Genomic DNA, 17,869 nt, shown 5'->3' on the forward strand with positions numbered 1-17,869 from the left:
GAACGATGCTCGACGACTGCCTCGCCGTCGCCGACGGCCCGCCACGTTTCGGTGTCGTTCTCATCGCGCGCGGTTCGAAGATCCGCAGCGGAAGCACCTCACCCGGCAGCAGCGCTGTGCCGAGCGGGAACATGGGTTGTGCGCTCATGTTCACACTCTCCGTGTGGGCAATGGTCTATCCGGTGTGAAAGGGATTGTCAGGCAGCGGGTTTCGCGTCGAGAACGACCTCGAACTCGAGAAGGTCTGCGCCGCTGGCGACGGGTTTTGCGCGCTCACCCGAATGAGCCTCGCGCGCGGGACCGGCAGCCCATGCCTGGAAATCCTCTTCGGTCTCCCACTGCGTGACGACGAAGTAGCGGTCGTCGCCCTTGACCGGCCGCAGCAGCTGGAATCCCAGGAAGCCTTTCGAGCCGTCGACCGAGTGCGCGCGGTGTGCGAAGCGCTTCTCGAGTTCGGGCCCTGAGCCCTCGGGGACATGGATCGCGTTGATCTTCACAACAGTCATGTCCTCAGCCTAGTTCGGAATGTCCGTGCGTCGGATTAACCTCATTCACTGTGACTGCATATTCGACGCCCGAGGCGGGGTATGTGACGGCAGAGACGGGCCTGCTCGATCACGGCGGTCCGGACCGGGGCCTCGATGCACAGCAGTCGACGGACACGCTCGGTGTTGGGCCGATCGTGCTACTCCACGGACTCATGGGGCGTGGCCGCACCTGGCGGCGCCAGATCCCCTGGCTACGTAGGTATGGCCGGGTGTTCACGTTCGACGCCGCGTTTCACACCGGAGCCGACGCCGCGCTCATCTCCGATCCCGCGGAGGTCTCGACCGAACGATTCGTCGCCGACCTCGCCGAGATCCTCACCTGGATCGATCTCGGACCCGCTGTGCTGGTTGGGCATTCGATGGGCGCGCTGCATGCGTGGTGCGCCGCCGCGGAGTACCCAGAACTGGTCAGCGCGCTCGTCGTCGAAGACATGGCGCCGGACTTCCGTGGCCGCACCACCGCGGAGTGGACGCCCTGGTTCGACTCGTGGCCGGACCGATTCAGCTCACTCGGACATGCCAGGCAGATGTTCGGCGACGTCGCGGGACGGTATTTCTACGAGGCCTTCGACGACGGCGCGTTGCACGGTCAGCTCGCAACCTGGGCTGCGATCGCGCAGGAGTGGGGTCAGCGCGACTTCTGGGATCAGTGGCGCAGCGTTCCGGTGCCGAGTCTGCTGATCGAAGCCGAGCACACCGTGACGCCCGAGGGACAGATGCGGAAGATGGCGTCGATCAACGACCACTCCGCTCACATCCAGGTCAACGGCGCAGGTCACCTTATACACGACGACGCCCCGGAGGTCTTCCGGGGCGCCGTCGAAGCGTTTCTCTCTGCGTTGCCGTATCGGTAAGCGCTCAGGGAGCGGGTGGCGCGATCGGCTCGTTGACGATGCGACGGAACGCGTGTACCTGGAACAGCGCGGCGAGCGGTGCCGACACGATCAGGCCGATGCCGCAGATCAGGGCGCCCACGAGGTTGGTGAGCCACACGATGATCAGGGTCAGGATCGAGTCGCCGATCCTGTTGGTGGTGACCCTGAACGAACGAGTGATGGCGTCGCCGGGCGATTTGCCCTCACTGATCGTCGCGAGGACAGCGAACTGCAGGAGGAATCCCGCGATGAGGCCGCCGATACCGATGCACAGGGAGGCGACGCCGGTGATGAGTCCGACGAGGATTGCTGTGCCGATGACGGGGCCGAAGCGGATGGGCACCAGGAACGATTTGGCGTCGACGGATTCTCCGTTGGCCACACGTACCGCGCCGGAGAGAATCGCTGCTTCGATGTACAGCAGGATCAGAAGCCCGATGATGTAGATGGCGATGAATGCAGCGAGTCCTCCGGAGCTGATCGACGTGGACTCGTAGCTGTAGCTGGTGCCGCCGTATTCGGAGCCGCCGAGTGTTTCGGTGGTGGTGGTCGTGTAGAGCGACGAACCCCAAACGACCAATGACCAGAACACAAGTGCTACGAGAGCCATGATCACGCCGGGCAGAATCATCGGGCCGGGGTTGGCCTTGAACTGCCTCCACGCCCAACTGAAGCTTTCGCCGACGCTGAACGGGGTGCCCGGAGCGCCGGGTGCCGGGGCAGCGGGGTAACCCGGAGCGGCACCGAACTGGCCGGGAGGCGGCGTACTGCCGGGGGGAACCGAACCCGGCTGCGGTTGCCCGTACTGGGGCTGCCCGTACTGAGGCTGCCCGTACTGGGGCTGCCCGTACTGGGGTTGCCCGTACTGGGGCTGGCCGGTCGGCGGCTGCCCGTACTGGGGTTGACCGGTCGGGGGCTGGCCGGTCGAGGGCTTGCTGAGGTCGGGTTGCCCGTATTGAGGTTGGCCGGGTGCGGGTTGGCCATACTGGGGTTGTCCGTACTGGGGTTGGCCCGGCGTGGGGTTCGTCCCGTATGGCTCATTCGGGTTGGATTCGGAAGGCGTCGATTCGTTCGGCGGCTCAGTCATCAGGCAAAGCTAGCAACCCTTGGGGCTCAGTTGAAGAGTACGAACGACATATTGCTGGCCGTGTCGTGGTCCGGCTGATCTGCCGCTTGGGCGAGGGGTGTGCTCAGCCCGCCTCGCCTGCCAGGCAGAAGCGGCCGTCCGAGGTGATTTCGACCAGGCCGTCGACGAGAAGTGAGTCGAGAGCCCGGTCACGCTGTGCTGTGTCGGTTGTCCAGACGATGTCGAGTCGGTCGCGGACGACCGGCCCCTCGGTGCCGCGCAGAACGTCGAGTAGCAGTCCGCGGACCTGACGGTCGGTACCCGCGAACTTCTGCACGCGCTTGGGCGGGCCGGTGTGGGCGGGTTTGCCCGCCTCGACCCACGCGCACGACAGCGGGCACCGCGCGCAGTCGGGGTTCCGCGCCGTGCAGACCAGGGCGCCGAGCTCCATCAGTGCGGCGCTGAAACGCGGCGTCGACGACGCATAGGAGCCGTCGGGATCGCGGGGCAGCACGGCCTCGGCGTCGGCGAGATCTCTCTTCGACGGATTGCCGGGTTCGGCACGCCCGTGGACAGCACGCGCGAGAACGCGCCGGACGTTGGTGTCGACGACGGGAACCGACTGGCCGTAGGCGAAACAGGCGACTGCCCGGGCGGTGTAGTCGCCGATGCCCGGCAGAGTGAGCATCGTCGCGACGTCGTCGGGGACCCTGTCGTCGTGATCGGCGGCGAGCACCCGCGCGCATTCGTGAAGGCGCAGTGCACGACGCGGATAGCCGAGCTTTCCCCACGCCCGCAGGACGTCGCCGGGCGACGCGGCTGCCATCGCCGATGGGACGGGCCAGCGTCGGACCCACGCACGCCACGGTTCGACGACGCGGGCCACGGGTGTCTGCTGGAGCATGATCTCGCTGATGAGAATCTGCCAGCCCGAAAGCCCTGGTTCGCGCCATGGCAGGTCGCGCTCATTGGCGTCGAACCAGCCCAGCAGCACTTGAGGTGGCAGACTAAACGACATGATCGGATTGACCCCGAAACAGGCGTGGGACGTTCTGCGCGAAGGTAACCGGCGCTTCATCAACGGAGAGTCTGAGCATCCCAGTCAGGGTATCGAGGACCGCGCGCGTCTCGTCGCAGGCCAGCACCCCCACGTCGTGTTGTTCGGCTGCGCCGACTCGCGACTGGCGGCGGAGATCATCTTCGACCAGGGTCTCGGCGACATGTTCGTGGTTCGCACTGCGGGCCACGTTGTGGACTCGGCGGTGATGGGCTCACTCGAGTACGCCGCGGAGGTGCTCGAGGTGCCGCTCGTCGTGATCCTCGGTCACGACAGCTGTGGAGCGGTCAAGGCGACGCTCGACGCTCTCGACGACCTGCAGATTCCCGGTGGCTACATCCGCGACGTGGTCGAACGCGTCACGCCGAGCATCCTCGCGGGTCGCAGCGAGGGGCTGACCAGGGTCGACGAGTTCGAGGCGCGACACGTCGTCGAAACCGGCCGCTTGCTGATGCAGCGCAGTCGGATCATCGCCGATCGGGTGGCCAACGGAAAGCTGGCCATCGTCGGACTGACGTACGCGCTCAATGAGGGAGCCGTTCAGTTGCAGGGTGCCTACGGCGACATCGGCCAGAGCTACGTCGAGATCGATACTGCTGGAAATGGCCACAAGGGCGCACACGAAGCGTCTCCAGCTGTCGCACATGAAGTGTCTCCAGCTGTCGACGAGGCCGCGTCTGCGTGACGCTCACGCGGCTCGCGGATCACGCAGCTGAAGTCAACCTTTAGACTTTGCGCCGGTCAGGCGCGTTTTTCTCAGCGACACGCCGCTTCGGGTCAGCCGTCGTATAGAACGTGGCCGTTAGCGTGGATGCGTGATCGAACCGCAGGGCCCGTTGCCATCTGAGATCTATTGGCGTCGTCGTATCGTCGCCGGTGGTGTCGGTGTGGCCGTGCTTGCCCTGGTCATCGGTTTGATCGTGTGGACCACCTCCGGAGGCGACAAGTCGCCGTCGAACGCCGCGTCGTCGTCGTCGATCTCGACAACGACGACGCCCGCGTACGGATCGTCGGAGTCGTCGGAAGCCCCGTCCGGTGGGGCAGGCAACGGTGGCGGCGGTAGCGGCGGAAACAATGCTGCGGGCGTGTCCGGTCAGCCGGGAGCGTCGCAGGCTTCCGGAGACGTCCCGGCTCCCGCGACGGGGGTGAACGGGACTCCGCTGTGCCCCGACCAGAACATCGCCGTGGTGCTCTACACCGACAAGCCGACCTACACGGTCGGCGATCAGCCGGTGTTCACGATCGTCACCACCAACGCGGGTCTGACCGCGTGCACCCGCGACGTCGGGAAGGCCGCGCAGAATGTTGTGGTGAGGACACTCGACGGCACGCGCACGCTGTGGTCGGCGCAGGATTGCTCGCCGCTGAAAGACGTGAACAACGTCGTGCTGCAACCGAAGCAGCAAGCCACGGACACCATCACCTGGTCGGGTACGACGAGCAACCCCGGCTGCGACAAGCCGCGCGTCCAGGTGCCGGTCGGGTCGTATCAGGCGATCGGCAAGATGGGCGAGAAGGAATCGGCGCCGATCACGTTCAACGTCGTGGCGCCGGCGCAGCAGTAGCGTCCTGCGGGTTCAGCCGGCGACGCCAGTGCCGACGCTCTGGGATCGGTATCCCTGCTCTCGATGGCCGCACCGACCTCAACGATGGCCGTGCGGATCATGTCACCGTAGGCATCGTCGGACAGCGCTGCCGCGTGCCGCTCTGCGGTGCGAATGTGCTCGGCCGCGGCGTCGAATGCGCTCAGGCGGCGGAGATCGTCGGCGATGTTGAGGTGCAGGCTCGGGTAGAAGCCTGCGACACGAAGTCCGTCGTGATGTTGCCCGGTGCGCTCATCGGTGAGTGCTGCAGCGGCGTCGAGCGCGCGGATGTCCCAGACCAAGGCTTGCGCGGGATTGTCGTAGAGGTCGGCCAGGTAGTGAGCCAGGGTGCAGCGGTGGAACGGATCGCCCGCGGCACCGATGCGGTCCCAGATCTCGAGTAGATCGCGCTGCGCCGACGCCGCGTCACCCGTGTGCCCGAGGGCGACGGCTTTGCTGATCGCATCCATCGTCGGGTCGGTTGTGGTGGTTGCGTCCATCGTGTCCATGCGCTCCTTCGGTTCGGGGGTCAGTTGGGCCTGCAGGGCATGACGAGCGTCGTGAGGTCGCCGTCGTCTGCTGAGCGAACGGTGGCCGGCTGATCGGTAGAGCGAAGGTCGAGGATCACGTCGCTGCCGAGTGCGTTGCTCAGCGCCGGGTACAGGGTGGTCAGCTCGAACCAGATTGTGATGTCGTGGCCCGTCGACGTGCCGTCGAGTCGTGTGGATTCGTCGGGCAGGAGCAGGATGGCCCGGCCGTCGGCGACACGCAGACCGACCTTCTCCGATGCTCGCTCCAGGGCTTTCAGGAACTGTCGGGTCCCGACGGTGACGCGATGCGTCGGAGGGGCGAGAGAGTCGAGTAATGCCGAGCGATCGGGGAAGTCTGCGGTCAGCAGGCGGCACTGTGTCGCGTTGCCGTCGGCCGCGCGTAAATCGAGGGTCGTGGCGCAGGCGTCAAGCGTCACTGACGGACTGCGGCGCAGCAGGGAGGTCGACGCCGCGAGGTCTTCGCCGGCGACGGTCGCCGCCCAGGGGTGGTCCGCCGTCGGCAGTCGGCTCCCCACCAAGGTTCGGGTGGTCAGCCGATAGCGATCGGTTGCGGTCAGCGAGATTCCGTCGGCGTCGACCTCGACGCGTACGCCGCGCAGGACAGCGAAGTCGGGGTCGTCGGCGGTGGAGGTCAAGACTTGATGGACTGCCGCAGCGAGGACCGGGCCAGCGACCGTGCAGAGTGGGTGGCAGGCTGCATCGTCGAGCGAAGCTTTGAGAGTTGTTGCGGCACGGGCGATCTCGTCGGCCTCAGCGTTGACCTTGGCAACCTGCTCGTCGATGAGCTTCGTGGCCTGCTCGGCGGTCGCCTCGAAGAACCGATTGATTGTCGGCAGGGGCATCCCGATTGCACGGAGCCCGCGCAGCCGCGTGGCGCGCGTCAACTGCGACCTGCTGTAGAACCGATACCCAGACGCCGGGTCGACGCGGTGGGGGCGGAGCACGTCGGCGTCGTCGTAGAACCGCAGCGCACTGGTCGTGATTCCGGCGAGCTCGGCGAACGCGCCGATCGACATCAGTTCCGTGTCGGTCACACGCTCCGTGTCAGTCACTCGAACATCATCGGGTCTCGACCCACTCGAAGGTCAAGGCGGCTCGAGGGGGGCGAGCAGATCGGCTAGTCGAACCGCTCGATGCTGGTTTCCGCGAGCCGCGACAGTCCTTCACGGATATGCCTGGCCCAGATGCCGCCGATGCCTTCGATGGCTTGCAGGTCTGCGGCCGACGACGCGAGAAGCGCCTGCAGCGTCCCGAAGCTGCGCACGAGGCGGTCGATGTGTGCGAACTGCAAGCGCGAGATGCCCGCGAGAAGGCGGTAGCCGCGAGGACTCATCGCGGTGTCCTGCGCCTCGATCGTCGTCGGGTAACCGAATGCGCCCGCGAGGAGGGAAAGATCGAGGAGGTCGGCGTCGGACAGCGCTTCGATCGCCTCGATGCAACCGCGTACCTCTTCGGTGGTCGCGGGCTCCGGGCTGGCGTAGTAGTCGCGGACCAGCAGTTCACGCATCGTGTCGTTCTCGGCGATGAGCTCTTCGAGCTGCAGGCTGACTTGTCGGCCGTTGACGCCGAGTTCCAGGACGTAGTCGTCGATTTCGGCCGAGACCCGACGCACCATCTCCATGCGTTGGGCTGTCGACATCGCGTCGCGGAGCAGTACGTAATCTTCGATCTCGGCGCGCGACAGCGCAGCGCTGACGTCATCGAGCCGCGCCTTGTAGCGTTCGAGCGTCGAGAGCGCGACGTTGGCGCGCGAGAGGATCGGGTCGGGGCTCTCGACCACCTTGCGGAGTCCGTCGACGTAGACGCTGACGATCGACATCGACGCACTCACCGAGATGACCGGATGCCCGGTCTGGATCGCTGTGCGCTCGGCCGACCGGTGCCTCGTGCCCGACTCCTCTGTCGGAATCGACGGGTCGGGCACGAGTTGGACGTTGGCGCGCACGATCCGCTTACCGTCGGTGGACAGCACCACGGCCCCGTCCATCTTGGCCAGTTCGCGTAGACGTGTCGGGGCGAACTCGACGTCGAGGTGGAACCCGCCGTCGCAGATCTTCTCGACGTTGGAGTCGTGTCCGATGACGATGAGCGCACCGGTGCCGCCGCGCAGGATGCGCTCGAGCCCGTCCCGAAGTCCGGTCCCCGGCGCGACGCGAGCGAGCGTCTCACGCATCAGTTCCGAGCGTGTTCCAGGCTCGGTTCGCGCGGTGTCGCTCATGGCTTGCGTCCCTTCTCGCGGCCGCGAGTGAAGGTCACGGTCCGTCGCAGACTAGGGTAACCGCACGTGAAACGTGACTTCGTGGTGCCCACCGACCTCGACCCGCTGCAACGCCACCCGAAAGCGGCTGCACCTGGGGAGCCGATCCGCATGCACAATCCGCTGTGCTTCGGCTGTGGCGCCGAGTCAACGCAGGGACTGCATCTCGAGGTGCGCGCGGCCGACGGGTTCGCTGTCGAGACGTCGATGCTTGTCGAGCCGCGATTCGAGGGCGGCCCCGGTGTGATCCACGGGGGCATCCTGTCGACGGCGATGGACGAGGTGATGGGGACCGTCCCGCTGCTGATCGGACCGTCCGCTGTCACGGTGCACCTCGAGGTCGACTTCGTCGCCCCGGTCCCGATCGGTTCGACGCTGTACCTGCGGGCCGACATCCTCGGTAGGCAGCGTCGCAAGGTCTACGTCGAGGCCGTCGGCCATCTCGGCGACCCCTCGCAGCCGGTCGTCGTCGGCCACAGCATCTTTGTGACCATCGACGCACGGCAGCACTTCGCCGAGCACGTCGAGAACAGCGCGATGGCCGACGAGTACAAGCAGCGCATGTCGCGCCCGTGATGTCGAATACTCCGTGAGCCTCAGAACGGTGCGCGGGACACATCTCTGATCGTGACCGCGCTGATGGCGTCGGAAATACCCGACACTCGCGTCACCCGGATGCCCTTGGGTAGCGGGTCGTCGGAGCCCGCGGGGATGATCGCGTGCGTGAAGCCCAACCGTTTGGCCTCGGCAACCCGACGTCCGACCGCCGAGACCCGACGAACCTCTCCGGCCAGGCCCACCTCGCCGATCGCGACGGTGGTGCGCGGCGTCGGCTTGTTCGTGACGAAGGAGTTCACCGCGAGCGCGATACCGAGGTCGGCGGCGGGCTCGGTGACCTTCATCCCGCCGACCGTCGACAGATAGATCTCCTTCTCGCCCAGCGGCAACCCTGCCCGACCCTGCAGCACGGCGAGGACCATCGCGGAGCGTGCGGAATCCAGACCGGACACCGCCCGCCGTGGGTTGGCCATCTTGGACTCGGCGAGCAGCGCCTGGATCTCGCCGACGAGCGCGCGCTTGCCGTCCATCGCGACGATCGACGACGATCCGCTCACATCCGAATCATGTTGGTGGACAAAGATTCCCGACGGGTCGGAGACCTGATGGATGCCGTCGGAGCGCTGCTCGAAGCAGCCGACCTCGTCGGCGGAGCCGAACCGGTTCTTGATGCCACGCACCATACGCAACGACGTGTGGCGGTCGCCCTCGAACGACAGCACGACGTCGACGAGATGCTCGAGTGAGCGCGGTCCGGCGACGTTGCCGTCCTTGGTGACATGCCCGACGAGGATGACCGCGATCCCGCGATTCTTGGCCAGCGAGACGAGTGCCGTTGTGACAGCCCTGATCTGCGTGACACCGCCCGTCACGCCGTCGGTTCCGGTCGCGACCATGGTCTGCACCGAGTCGATCACGAGTAGTGACGGGCGGACGGCGTCGACGTGGCCGAGGACCGTGGCGAGGTCGGTTTCGGCTGCGAGATAGACGTTTTCGTGAACCGCGTCGGTACGTTCGGCGCGCAACCGGACCTGCCCTGCCGACTCCTCGCCGGTGAGGTACAGCGCGATACGCCCGCCGCGTGCCCAATGCTTGACCGTTTCGAGAAGCAGCGTCGACTTTCCGACGCCCGGCTCGCCCGCGAGCAGAATCACCGATCCGGGCACGACGCCGCGCCCGAGAACACGATCGAATTCGGCTATGCCCGTGGGGATTGCGTTCGACGACGCCGCGTCGACCTGGGTGATCGGAACAGCCGGACTCGACGGCGCGACAGCGCTGTGCGCGGCGGTCGCGGCGGGAAGTGCGGCCACCTCGTCGACGGTGCCCCACTCGCCGCACTCTGGACAGCGCCCCACCCACTTCGCGACGGAATGGCCGCACGCGGAACAGCGGAACGTCGACTTGGGTTTTGCCACGAATCTGAGCCTAGGTCAGGCCACCGACACGTCTCGGCATGCCGACCGGGATGTGTCGGGAGGGGCCGTGACGCTCACCCATTTCCCTCCCGCTTATTGAATTCGATAAGCCGGAAGGAAGCCGGTGAGCGTGAACCGCGGCCAACGCGAGCGGAGCTGCGAAAGGAGTCAGTTGGGCAGGACGTTCGGTGCGTCTTCGGCGTGCTCGTCGGCCGGTGCCTCGGCCTCGCGGACCTTGTCCTGGCGGGTGAGCAGCGTGCCGGAGTCGACGGGAGTGTCGACGGTGACCGAGCCGACCGGGGAGGTGGAGCCGTTGGCGGCGACCTTCTCGAAGGTGAAGGTCAGCTTGGTGGTCAGCCCGACAGCGACGGACTTTCCGGTGCCGTCGAGAGTCGCGGACATGCGCTTCTCGTCGGTGATGCTCGAATCCTTGACGAGGGCGGCGGGTTCGCCTGCGCGCAGCGCCTTGCCCGGCTGGAGGTCGTAGCGGTCCTTGAGGGTGACCGTGCCCTGCTCGGCAGTCACGTTGGTGAGCCGGTAGGTGTCGATCTCGCTCTGGTTGGCGATCACCCAGGACAGCTCGAAGGGGCCGCCGTTGTCGAAGACCGACGCAGCGTTCTGCGTGGGGTAGACGATCTGCACGTCGCGCAGTTCGATGCTGCCGAGGTTGGCGTTGTTGCCGTTGACGGCGGGCAGCTGATTCGACGTCTGCGAGATCTGTCCGGCGCCACAGCCGGTCGTCCCGAACGCGATCGCGATTCCGACTGCTGCGATGGCTGTGGCTTCGGCGAACCGACGCACACGACGAGTCGGATGGCTCGACTCACTCCGAGTTGTCCCACTCCGAGTTGCCTCATTCTGCGATGACACAGACACCCGTTCCTCCCAGGTAATCGAAAGGCCGAAATCGCTTGGCGCGAACCCTGCACTACGCAGCGTAGTGGGCGGGCGTGCCAAAAGCCCGACGGGGTACCGGATTGGTATCTGCGAGCCGAATTTCGCGTGCCTCGAACGCGGGCAGGCGGGGTCGAAAACCCTCTCGCAAGAGGCTGTGGAGCGAGCCCTTGCGCGTTGTCGTCGAGGCTGTTATGGCCTCACCCGCTCACCTGCTGCAACGGTGAAAGTCGGGGGCTCCCGGCCTAGTAGTAGTGCCTTGACCTGCACCGTTGGATGTGACCCAAATGACCCCCGTGCTAGACTGGGCCTACTCGAAAGGGGCACGGAACATTGAATTTCAAAGTTGGCGACACCGTTGTCTACCCCCATCACGGTGCTGCCCGGGTCGAAGACATCGTTACCCGGACCATCAAAGGTGAGCAGATCGAATACCTCGTTCTGAAGGTTGCCGATGGTGATATGACAGTCCAGATTCCCTCGACGAAGCTCGAGTATGTCGGCGTCCGTGACGTCGTCGGCGAAGAGGGACTCGACCAGGTGTTCCAGGTGCTGCGGGCGCCCCACACCGAGGAGCCCACCAACTGGGCCCGCCGTTTCAAGGCCAATCAGGAGAAGCTGATCTCCGGCGACATCATCAAGGTCGCCGAGATCGTGCGCGACCTGTGGCGCCGCGAGCAGGATCGTGGCTTGTCCGCTGGCGAGAAGCGCATGCTGACCCGCGCCCGTCGCGTGTTGGTCGACGAGCTCTCGCTCGCACAGAACACCGACGACGAGAGGGCCACCAGCATCCTCGACGAGGTGCTGGCCGCGGCGTCTTGACGCCGACCGGCTACTGATCGACGTGGCCCAAGGGACCAAGCCGATATTCGGCGGACCGTTGACCAGCGTCATCATCCCTGCGGCTGGTTCGGGTACCCGACTCGGACTCGACCAGCCCAAGGCATTCGTCGACCTCGGCGGATCGACGATCCTCGAGCGTTGTGTCGACGGCGTTCTCGACGCTGACATCAACGCCGAGGTCGTCGTGGTCGTTCCCGCAGATCTGGTCGAGCATGCTGCAGCGCTCGTCCCGTCGGCAGTTGTTGTGCCCGGTGGTGCGCACCGTTCCGAATCGGTGCGTGCCGGTATTGCTGTGAGTGGCAACGCCGACATCGTGCTCGTGCACGACGCCGCGAGGCCGTTCACACCTCCCCGCGTTTTTCGTGCGGTCGTCGATGCCGTACTCGCCGGCCATCGCGCTGTGGTGCCCGGACTGCCGGTGGCCGACACACTCAAACGCGTCGACGCTTCTGGCCGGGTCCTCGACACCGTCGACCGCGAACCACTTCGCGCCATCCAGACGCCACAGGGTTTCACCCGCGACGCGCTGATCGCAGCGCACGCAGACGACTCCGGCCTCGCCACCGACGACGCCGGACTCGCCGAGCGCATCGGCATCGACGTCCACGTCGTCGCGGGCGACCCGCTGGCCTTCAAGATCACCACGCCGTGGGACCTACGCATCGCGCGCGATCTGGTGCAAGAGGTCGCACGATGAGATCGCGCACGGTGACAAGACGGTGCTCGATGAAACGACGCCCGATGACTGCAGGAGTTCCTCGATGAGAGTCGGCATCGGCACCGACGCCCACGCACTCGACCCGACCGTTCCGTGTTGGATGGTCGGGCTGTTCTTTCCCGACACGCCCGGATGTGCCGGGCATTCCGACGGCGACGTCGGTGCGCACGCGCTGTGCGACGCCCTGCTGTCGGCGGCAGGGCTCGGCGACGTCGGCTCCGTATTCGGTACCGGACGGCCCGAATGGGACGGGGTGTCGGGCGTCACGATGCTTGCGCACGTCTCCCAATTGCTCGCCGACGACGGGTTCGTCGTGGTCAACGCCGCTGTGCAGGTGATCGGGAACACACCCAAGATCGGTACGCGACGTGCGGAAGCGCAGCAGGTCCTCGGCGACGCACTCGGCGCCCCGGTGTCGGTGTCGGCGACGACAACCGACGGTCTCGGGATGACCGGCCGCGGCGAGGGAGTGGCTGCGGTGGCGACGGCGCTGGTGACCGAGGCGGTTCCGACCCTGCTCACCGGGGCGGAGCCCACGCGGGGCGACCGGTAGAATCGCACGTCGTGACCTTGCGCCTACATGACACCGCTGCTCGAGAGGTGCGCGACTTCGTGTCGCTGCACCCCGGCCGAGTGACGATCTATCTGTGTGGCGCAACGGTGCAGGGCGTTCCCCACATCGGTCACGTGCGCAGCGGCATCGCATTCGACGTGCTGCGCCGCTGGCTGGAGTACAAGGGAGACGACGTCCTGTTCGTCCGCAACGTCACCGACATCGACGACAAGATCCTGCGCAAGGCCGCCGAAGCGGAGCGGCCGTGGTGGGAGTGGGCCGCGACGCACGAGCGCGAGTTCTCGAAGGCGTACGACGCACTCGGGGTGCAGCCGCCGTCGGCCGAACCGCGCGCGACCGGCTTCGTGACGCAGATGGTCGAGTACATGGAGCGACTCATCGCGCGCGGACACGCCTACGCGTCGGACGGCAATGTCTACTTCGACGTCCGGAGCCTCCCCGATTACGGCGCGCTGTCGGGACAGAAGCTCGACGACATGCACCAGGGCGAGAGTGCGGGCACCGGCAAACGCAACCCGCAGGACTTCACCCTCTGGAAGGCCGCGAAACCAGGCGAGCCGTCGTGGCCGACGCCGTGGGGTCCGGGACGGCCCGGCTGGCATCTCGAATGCTCGGCGATGGCGACGTCGTTGCTCGGTCCCGAGTTCGACATCCATTGCGGTGGAATGGATTTGATCTTCCCGCACCACGAGAACGAGATCGCGCAGGCGCACGGCGCGGGCGATCCGTTCGCCCGGTACTGGCTGCACAACGGCTGGGTGACCATGGGTGGCGAGAAGATGAGCAAGTCGCTCGGCAACGTCGTATCCATCCCGGCGATGCTGCAGCGCGTACGGGCCGTCGAACTGCGCTATTACCTCGGTAGTGCGCACTATCGGTCGATGCTCGAGTACTCCGACGGCGCGCTCACCGAGGCTGCTGCGGGATATCGGCGTATCGAATCCTTTGTGGGACGGGTTGTTTCGCGCGTGGGGCAGGTGGCCGTCGGACAGGTGCACCCCGACTTCGCCGCGGCGCTCGACGACGATCTCGGCGTGCCCGCCGCGTTGGCGACGATCCACAACGTCGTGCGCGAGGGCAACACCGCTCTCGAAGCGGGCGACGGTGCCGCCGCGCTTGCCGCGGCAGAGTCGGTGCGCGCGATGATGGGTGTGCTCGGCGTCGACCCTCTCGACGAGCATTGGTTGGAAGGCTCCGACGAGACCGATGCGATGTCGGCGCTCGACGTACTGGTGCACGCGGAACTCGGTCGGCGCGCACAGGCGCGTGCCGACAAGGACTGGGCGACGGCCGACGCTGTGCGAGATCGCATGTCGGAGGCCGGTATCGAGGTCACCGACACCCCAGACGGCCCCACCTGGGCGCTCAAGGGCAAGTAAGCAATTCAAGCGGACGGGACGACAACGATGGCCGGAAACTCCAAACGCCGTGGCGCAGTGCGCAAATCGGGCAGTAAGAAGGGGCAAACCGTCGGCTCCGGTGGGCAGCGTCGACGCGGTCTCGAAGGCCGTGGCGCGACACCCAAGGCCGTCGACCGTCCGTACCATGCCGCGCACAAGAAGGCGAAGGCTGCCGGGAAAAGCGTTGCGGGACGGCCCAATCCGCGCCGCAAAGACGACGGCCCCGAGTACGTGCTCGGCCGCAACCCGGTACTGGAGTGTCTGCGCGCGGGCGTTCCCGCGACGGCCCTCTACATCGCGGTCAACAGCGAACCCGACGAGCGCGTCGCCGAATCGGTGAAACTCGCAGCGGACAAGGGCATCGCGATCCTCGAGGTCGGCAAGCCAGAACTCGACCGCATGTCGGCGAATGGACTGCATCAGGGCATCGCGCTGCAGGTGCCCGAGTACCAGTACGCGCACCCCGACGACCTCATGCGCGATGCCATGGAGTCGGGCACCCCGCCGCTGCTGGTAGCGCTCGACAACATCACCGACCCGCGCAATCTCGGCGCGGTGATCCGCTCGGTCGCCGCGTTCGGTGGGCACGGCGTGTTGATTCCGGCGCGCCGCAGCGCGAGTGTCACCGCGGTCGCGTGGCGAACCAGTGCAGGCGCGGCCGCGCGGCTGCCGGTCGCGCAGGCCCCGAATCTGACCCGCACGCTCAAGGAATGGGCCGAGACCGGCGCGCAGATCGTCGGCCTCGACACCGAGGGCGACGTGACGCTCGACGACTACGACGGCACCGGGCCGACCGTGATCGTCGTGGGCTCGGAGGGCAAGGGGTTGTCGCGGCTCGTGCGCGAGACGTGCGACTCGATCCTCTCGATTCCGATGGCGGGCGACGTCGAAAGCCTCAATGCGTCGGTCGCCGCTGGTGTGGTTCTCGCCGAGTTCGCGCGCCAGCGCCGTCAGCAGTAGCCCCGACAGCGCGCATCGCATCGGACCTGTGTGACCGTGGTCTCCCGACGTTCGTTAGGTTGGGGCAATGACGTTGATCGACACCATCGTGACCACGACCGACGGATTGGTCGGGGGCCGCAGGGGAAGGCGCGCTCGACGCGGAACCATCAGCTGGAAGGGCATCCCGTTTGCGGCTCCTCCCGTCGGTGAGGGCCGCTTCCGTGACGCACAGCCGGTGGCGCCGTGGCCCGGCGTGCGCGACTGCACGGCATTCGGCAATGCCGCCGTTCAGGAACGTCGATTCACAGCGACCGGTCCCGGCCGCTACGCCCCGACCAGCGAAGACTGCCTGACACTCAACGTCTTCTCTCCCGAGGAGCAGTCGTCGACGCCGCGCCCGGTGATGGTCTTCATCCACGGCGGCGCATACATCCTCGGCACCGCGGCGACTCCGCTCTACGACGGCTCGGCGCTCGCACGCACGCAGGACGTCGTCGTCGTCACCGTGCAGTACCGCTTCGGGGCGTTCGGGATGCTCGATTTCAGCGGGTATTCGACGCCGGATCGCACCTTCGACGAGAACCCGGGCCTGTCGGACATGCTCGCCGCGCTGCGCTGGGTACAGCGCAACATCGCGGCATTCGGCGGCGACCCGGACAACACGACGGTGTTCGGCGAGAGTGCGGGCGGATCGGCGGTGCTGACGCTGCTCGCGACGCCGGAAGCCAAGGGTTTGTTCGCGCGCGCGATCGCCGAGAGCCCCGCACCCGAACTCGTCGTGAGCAAGCCGAGCGCGACAACGTTCGCCGACGAGTTCCTGCGCCTGCTGCGCGACCCGGAGCGTCGCAGCGCAGACCTCGACGACCGCGGTGACCCGATCGATCCCGTCGCTGCGCGCGCACTCCTCGACGGCGCGAGCACCGAGGAGATCTTCCGGGCGAGCAATCGGCTGATGCGCTTCGCCTCCAGGGCGCAGACCCCGGAACCGGTACCGTTCGCACCCGTCGCGGGCAGCGCGCTGCTGCCGAAACTACCGGTCGACGCGGCGCGAGCAGGCGAAACACATGCGGTTCCGCTGATCGTCGGCGGCAACCGGGACGAGGGCAAACTCTTCGAGAAGCTGTGGAACATGCTTCCCGACGCCGAGCGCATGCTCCTGCGCGTCGAGGACGAGGGTGCCCGCGAGCAGATCTCCGCGCTCTATGCGGGTCCGGGCGAACGGCTGAGACTGTCGGCCGACGCGACCTTCTGGGCCCCAGCGGTGGCCTACGCCGACGGGCACAGTCGGGTCGCGCCGACCTACACCTACCGCTACGACTTCTTCACCAAGGTGCTCGACAAGCTCGGCGTCGGAGCGACGCACGCGACCGAACTGTTCGCGGTGTTCGGTGCCTACCGCTCGGCTCTCGGTGCACCGCTGAGCGTCGGGGACTGGCGTGCCGTGGCGCGTGTGACCGCCGACGTGCAGTCGAGGTGGGGAGCCTTCGCGCGCACCGGCGTCCCCGGCGACGACTGGCCGCGCTACTTCGAGGACGACCGCGAGATCCTGGTCATCGACCGGAGCGATCACGTCGAAGCCGATCCCGACGGCGAACGCAGACTCGCGTGGCATCGGGGGACCGGCCTGATCGTCGACGATGGCCTGATCGAGTCAGAGTTCGACGCTGCTCGGGGGATCTGACGCCAGGTAGGTCAGCACCAGCGGGTTGAACAGGTGCGGCGACTCCAGCGGCAGGATGTGCGTTCCGGGGAGGACGGCGAGCCGTCCTTTCGGCAGGGTCGCGGCAAGGTCGACGGCGTGCTCGACACGCACGATGCCGCAGTCAGCGGCGATGACGAGGGTCGGGGCTGCCACCGACGCGAAGTCGGTGCTCTCGAAATCCGGCTCGAAGCGCAGCATCGCGACGGTCTTGTCGAAGACGACGTCGGATTCCGCGTCGTCGTGCAAAAAGCTGTCCCGTAGGCACGCGACGACTCCCTCGTCGTCCTCGTCGAAGCGGTCGGTCAGTGCGGAAACCGTGAGTCCGCGACGATTGACGTAGCTACCCGTCATCACGATTCTGGCGACGAGGTCGGGCCGACGTTGCGCGATCATCAACGCGATCACGCCACCGTCACTCCAGCCGACGATGTTCGCGGGGCAGCGCACGACGTTCTCCAGGTAGGCGATGACCTGGTCGGCCATCGACGCGAACGTGTAGGGGCGGGGATAGTCGGGACTGTGGCCGTGGCCGCTGCGCTCGGGCACGAACAGGCGCAGGCCTGCGTCGGTGAAATCGCCGAACTGTGCGCCCCAGCTCGACGCCGACGAGAACGAGCCGTGCAGGAGCACGGTGGGCGGACCCATCGGGTCGCCACCTTGAAAATGCCACAGCAGATCGCCGTTGATGTCGACGAATGTGCCCCCGTCGACGCGGTCACCCACACTCGGCGGGACGTTGCGGAAGTGCGTGTCGATCATCCGCTCGATTCTCCGGCCAACCCTCCCAGGCGGCGACAACTGCCGTTGAACATGCGGCCCATGCTTCCAGAAGCTGCGGGGGGTTTGGACACGGAAAGGCCTCGAAACTGCAACGGCGGCACAC

Annotated in this window: 19 protein-coding genes and 1 pseudogene; 11 read left to right on the top strand and 9 right to left on the bottom strand. The window is 66.7% G+C overall.

Features of this window, described 5'->3' with window-relative positions:
- A pseudogene (locus A5777_RS25505) lies at positions 1-188 on the top strand (hypothetical protein); the annotation flags it as partial.
- A gap of 9 nt (positions 189-197) precedes the next feature.
- Here A5777_RS25505 and A5777_RS16185 read toward each other — a convergent pair.
- Positions 198-506, bottom strand: coding sequence for an antibiotic biosynthesis monooxygenase family protein (locus A5777_RS16185; protein WP_064863430.1), 309 nt, complete (start codon positions 504-506; stop codon positions 198-200).
- A gap of 50 nt (positions 507-556) precedes the next feature.
- On the opposite strand from A5777_RS16185, the gene A5777_RS16190 reads away from it, so the two are divergent.
- A complete protein-coding gene (locus tag A5777_RS16190; RefSeq protein ID WP_156529401.1) occupies positions 557-1,402 on the top strand; it encodes an alpha/beta fold hydrolase in 846 nt (281 codons plus the stop codon).
- A gap of 4 nt (positions 1,403-1,406) precedes the next feature.
- On the opposite strand, the gene A5777_RS16195 is transcribed toward A5777_RS16190, so the two are convergent.
- Positions 1,407-2,510, bottom strand: coding sequence for a hypothetical protein (locus A5777_RS16195; RefSeq protein ID WP_064863432.1), 1,104 nt, complete (start codon positions 2,508-2,510; stop codon positions 1,407-1,409).
- 103 nt (positions 2,511-2,613) lie between these two features.
- Positions 2,614-3,507: an A/G-specific adenine glycosylase gene (locus A5777_RS16200; RefSeq protein WP_039855136.1), complete on the bottom strand. Its 894-nt coding sequence runs from the start codon at positions 3,505-3,507 to the stop codon at positions 2,614-2,616.
- Here A5777_RS16200 and A5777_RS16205 point away from each other — a divergent pair.
- Complete coding sequence (locus A5777_RS16205) at positions 3,506-4,231, top strand: carbonic anhydrase (protein WP_005204789.1); 726 nt, start codon at positions 3,506-3,508, stop codon at positions 4,229-4,231. The genes A5777_RS16200 and A5777_RS16205 overlap by 2 nt on opposite strands.
- Positions 4,232-4,361: 130 nt before the next feature.
- On the top strand, positions 4,362-5,111 hold the full coding sequence (locus tag A5777_RS16210) for a hypothetical protein (RefSeq protein WP_064863433.1): 750 nt from the start codon (positions 4,362-4,364) through the stop codon (positions 5,109-5,111).
- On the opposite strand, the gene A5777_RS16215 is transcribed toward A5777_RS16210, so the two are convergent.
- The 3 genes from A5777_RS16215 to disA form a co-directional block, all read right to left on the bottom strand.
- Positions 5,036-5,638: a hypothetical protein gene (locus tag A5777_RS16215; RefSeq protein WP_005204792.1), complete on the bottom strand. Its 603-nt coding sequence runs from the start codon at positions 5,636-5,638 to the stop codon at positions 5,036-5,038. The genes A5777_RS16210 and A5777_RS16215 overlap by 76 nt on opposite strands.
- A gap of 20 nt (positions 5,639-5,658) precedes the next feature.
- Entirely contained in the window at positions 5,659-6,732 is a 1,074-nt protein-coding gene (locus A5777_RS16220; RefSeq protein WP_231895093.1) for a DNA polymerase III subunit beta family protein, read from the bottom strand.
- A gap of 65 nt (positions 6,733-6,797) precedes the next feature.
- A complete protein-coding gene (gene disA, locus A5777_RS16225) occupies positions 6,798-7,898 on the bottom strand; it encodes a DNA integrity scanning diadenylate cyclase DisA (RefSeq protein WP_064863434.1) in 1,101 nt (366 codons plus the stop codon).
- Positions 7,899-7,964: 66 nt separating this feature from the next.
- Here disA and A5777_RS16230 point away from each other — a divergent pair, with 66 nt between their 5' ends.
- Positions 7,965-8,513 (top strand): PaaI family thioesterase, encoded by a 549-nt coding sequence (locus A5777_RS16230; RefSeq protein WP_005204798.1) that lies wholly within the window; start codon positions 7,965-7,967, stop codon positions 8,511-8,513.
- Positions 8,514-8,533: 20 nt separating this feature from the next.
- Here the strand turns inward: A5777_RS16230 and radA are convergent, their stop codons facing one another.
- Positions 8,534-9,913 carry a DNA repair protein RadA gene (gene radA, locus A5777_RS16235; RefSeq protein ID WP_039855138.1) on the bottom strand — a complete coding sequence of 460 codons (1,380 nt, stop codon included), beginning with the start codon at positions 9,911-9,913 and terminating at the stop codon, positions 8,534-8,536.
- A gap of 168 nt (positions 9,914-10,081) precedes the next feature.
- The gene (locus A5777_RS16240) at positions 10,082-10,714 is read right to left on the bottom strand and encodes a hypothetical protein (RefSeq protein WP_064863435.1); all 633 of its coding nucleotides are present in this window, start codon (positions 10,712-10,714) and stop codon (positions 10,082-10,084) included.
- A gap of 426 nt (positions 10,715-11,140) precedes the next feature.
- On the opposite strand from A5777_RS16240, the gene A5777_RS16245 reads away from it, so the two are divergent.
- From A5777_RS16245 to A5777_RS16270, 6 genes are all read left to right on the top strand, one after another.
- A complete protein-coding gene (locus tag A5777_RS16245) occupies positions 11,141-11,629 on the top strand; it encodes a CarD family transcriptional regulator (protein ID WP_005204805.1) in 489 nt (162 codons plus the stop codon).
- Between the two features lie 22 nt (positions 11,630-11,651).
- Complete coding sequence (gene ispD / locus A5777_RS16250) at positions 11,652-12,347, top strand: 2-C-methyl-D-erythritol 4-phosphate cytidylyltransferase (protein WP_197502399.1); 696 nt, start codon at positions 11,652-11,654, stop codon at positions 12,345-12,347.
- Positions 12,348-12,411: 64 nt separating this feature from the next.
- The gene (gene ispF, locus A5777_RS16255; RefSeq protein ID WP_064863436.1) at positions 12,412-12,921 is read left to right on the top strand and encodes a 2-C-methyl-D-erythritol 2,4-cyclodiphosphate synthase; all 510 of its coding nucleotides are present in this window, start codon (positions 12,412-12,414) and stop codon (positions 12,919-12,921) included.
- 11 nt (positions 12,922-12,932) lie between these two features.
- Complete coding sequence (gene cysS / locus A5777_RS16260) at positions 12,933-14,321, top strand: cysteine--tRNA ligase (RefSeq protein WP_064863437.1); 1,389 nt, start codon at positions 12,933-12,935, stop codon at positions 14,319-14,321.
- Between the two features lie 27 nt (positions 14,322-14,348).
- The gene (rlmB, locus tag A5777_RS16265; protein ID WP_064863438.1) at positions 14,349-15,302 is read left to right on the top strand and encodes a 23S rRNA (guanosine(2251)-2'-O)-methyltransferase RlmB; all 954 of its coding nucleotides are present in this window, start codon (positions 14,349-14,351) and stop codon (positions 15,300-15,302) included.
- Positions 15,303-15,369: 67 nt separating this feature from the next.
- Positions 15,370-16,965 (top strand): carboxylesterase/lipase family protein, encoded by a 1,596-nt coding sequence (locus A5777_RS16270; RefSeq protein ID WP_064863439.1) that lies wholly within the window; start codon positions 15,370-15,372, stop codon positions 16,963-16,965.
- On the opposite strand, the gene A5777_RS16275 is transcribed toward A5777_RS16270, so the two are convergent.
- Complete coding sequence (locus A5777_RS16275) at positions 16,936-17,745, bottom strand: alpha/beta fold hydrolase (protein ID WP_005204815.1); 810 nt, start codon at positions 17,743-17,745, stop codon at positions 16,936-16,938. The genes A5777_RS16270 and A5777_RS16275 overlap by 30 nt on opposite strands.
- Positions 17,746-17,869 lie beyond the last annotated feature (124 nt).

The sequence above is a fragment of the Gordonia sp. 852002-10350_SCH5691597 genome (assembly GCF_001665715.1).
Taxonomy (GTDB): domain Bacteria; phylum Actinomycetota; class Actinomycetes; order Mycobacteriales; family Mycobacteriaceae; genus Gordonia; species Gordonia sputi.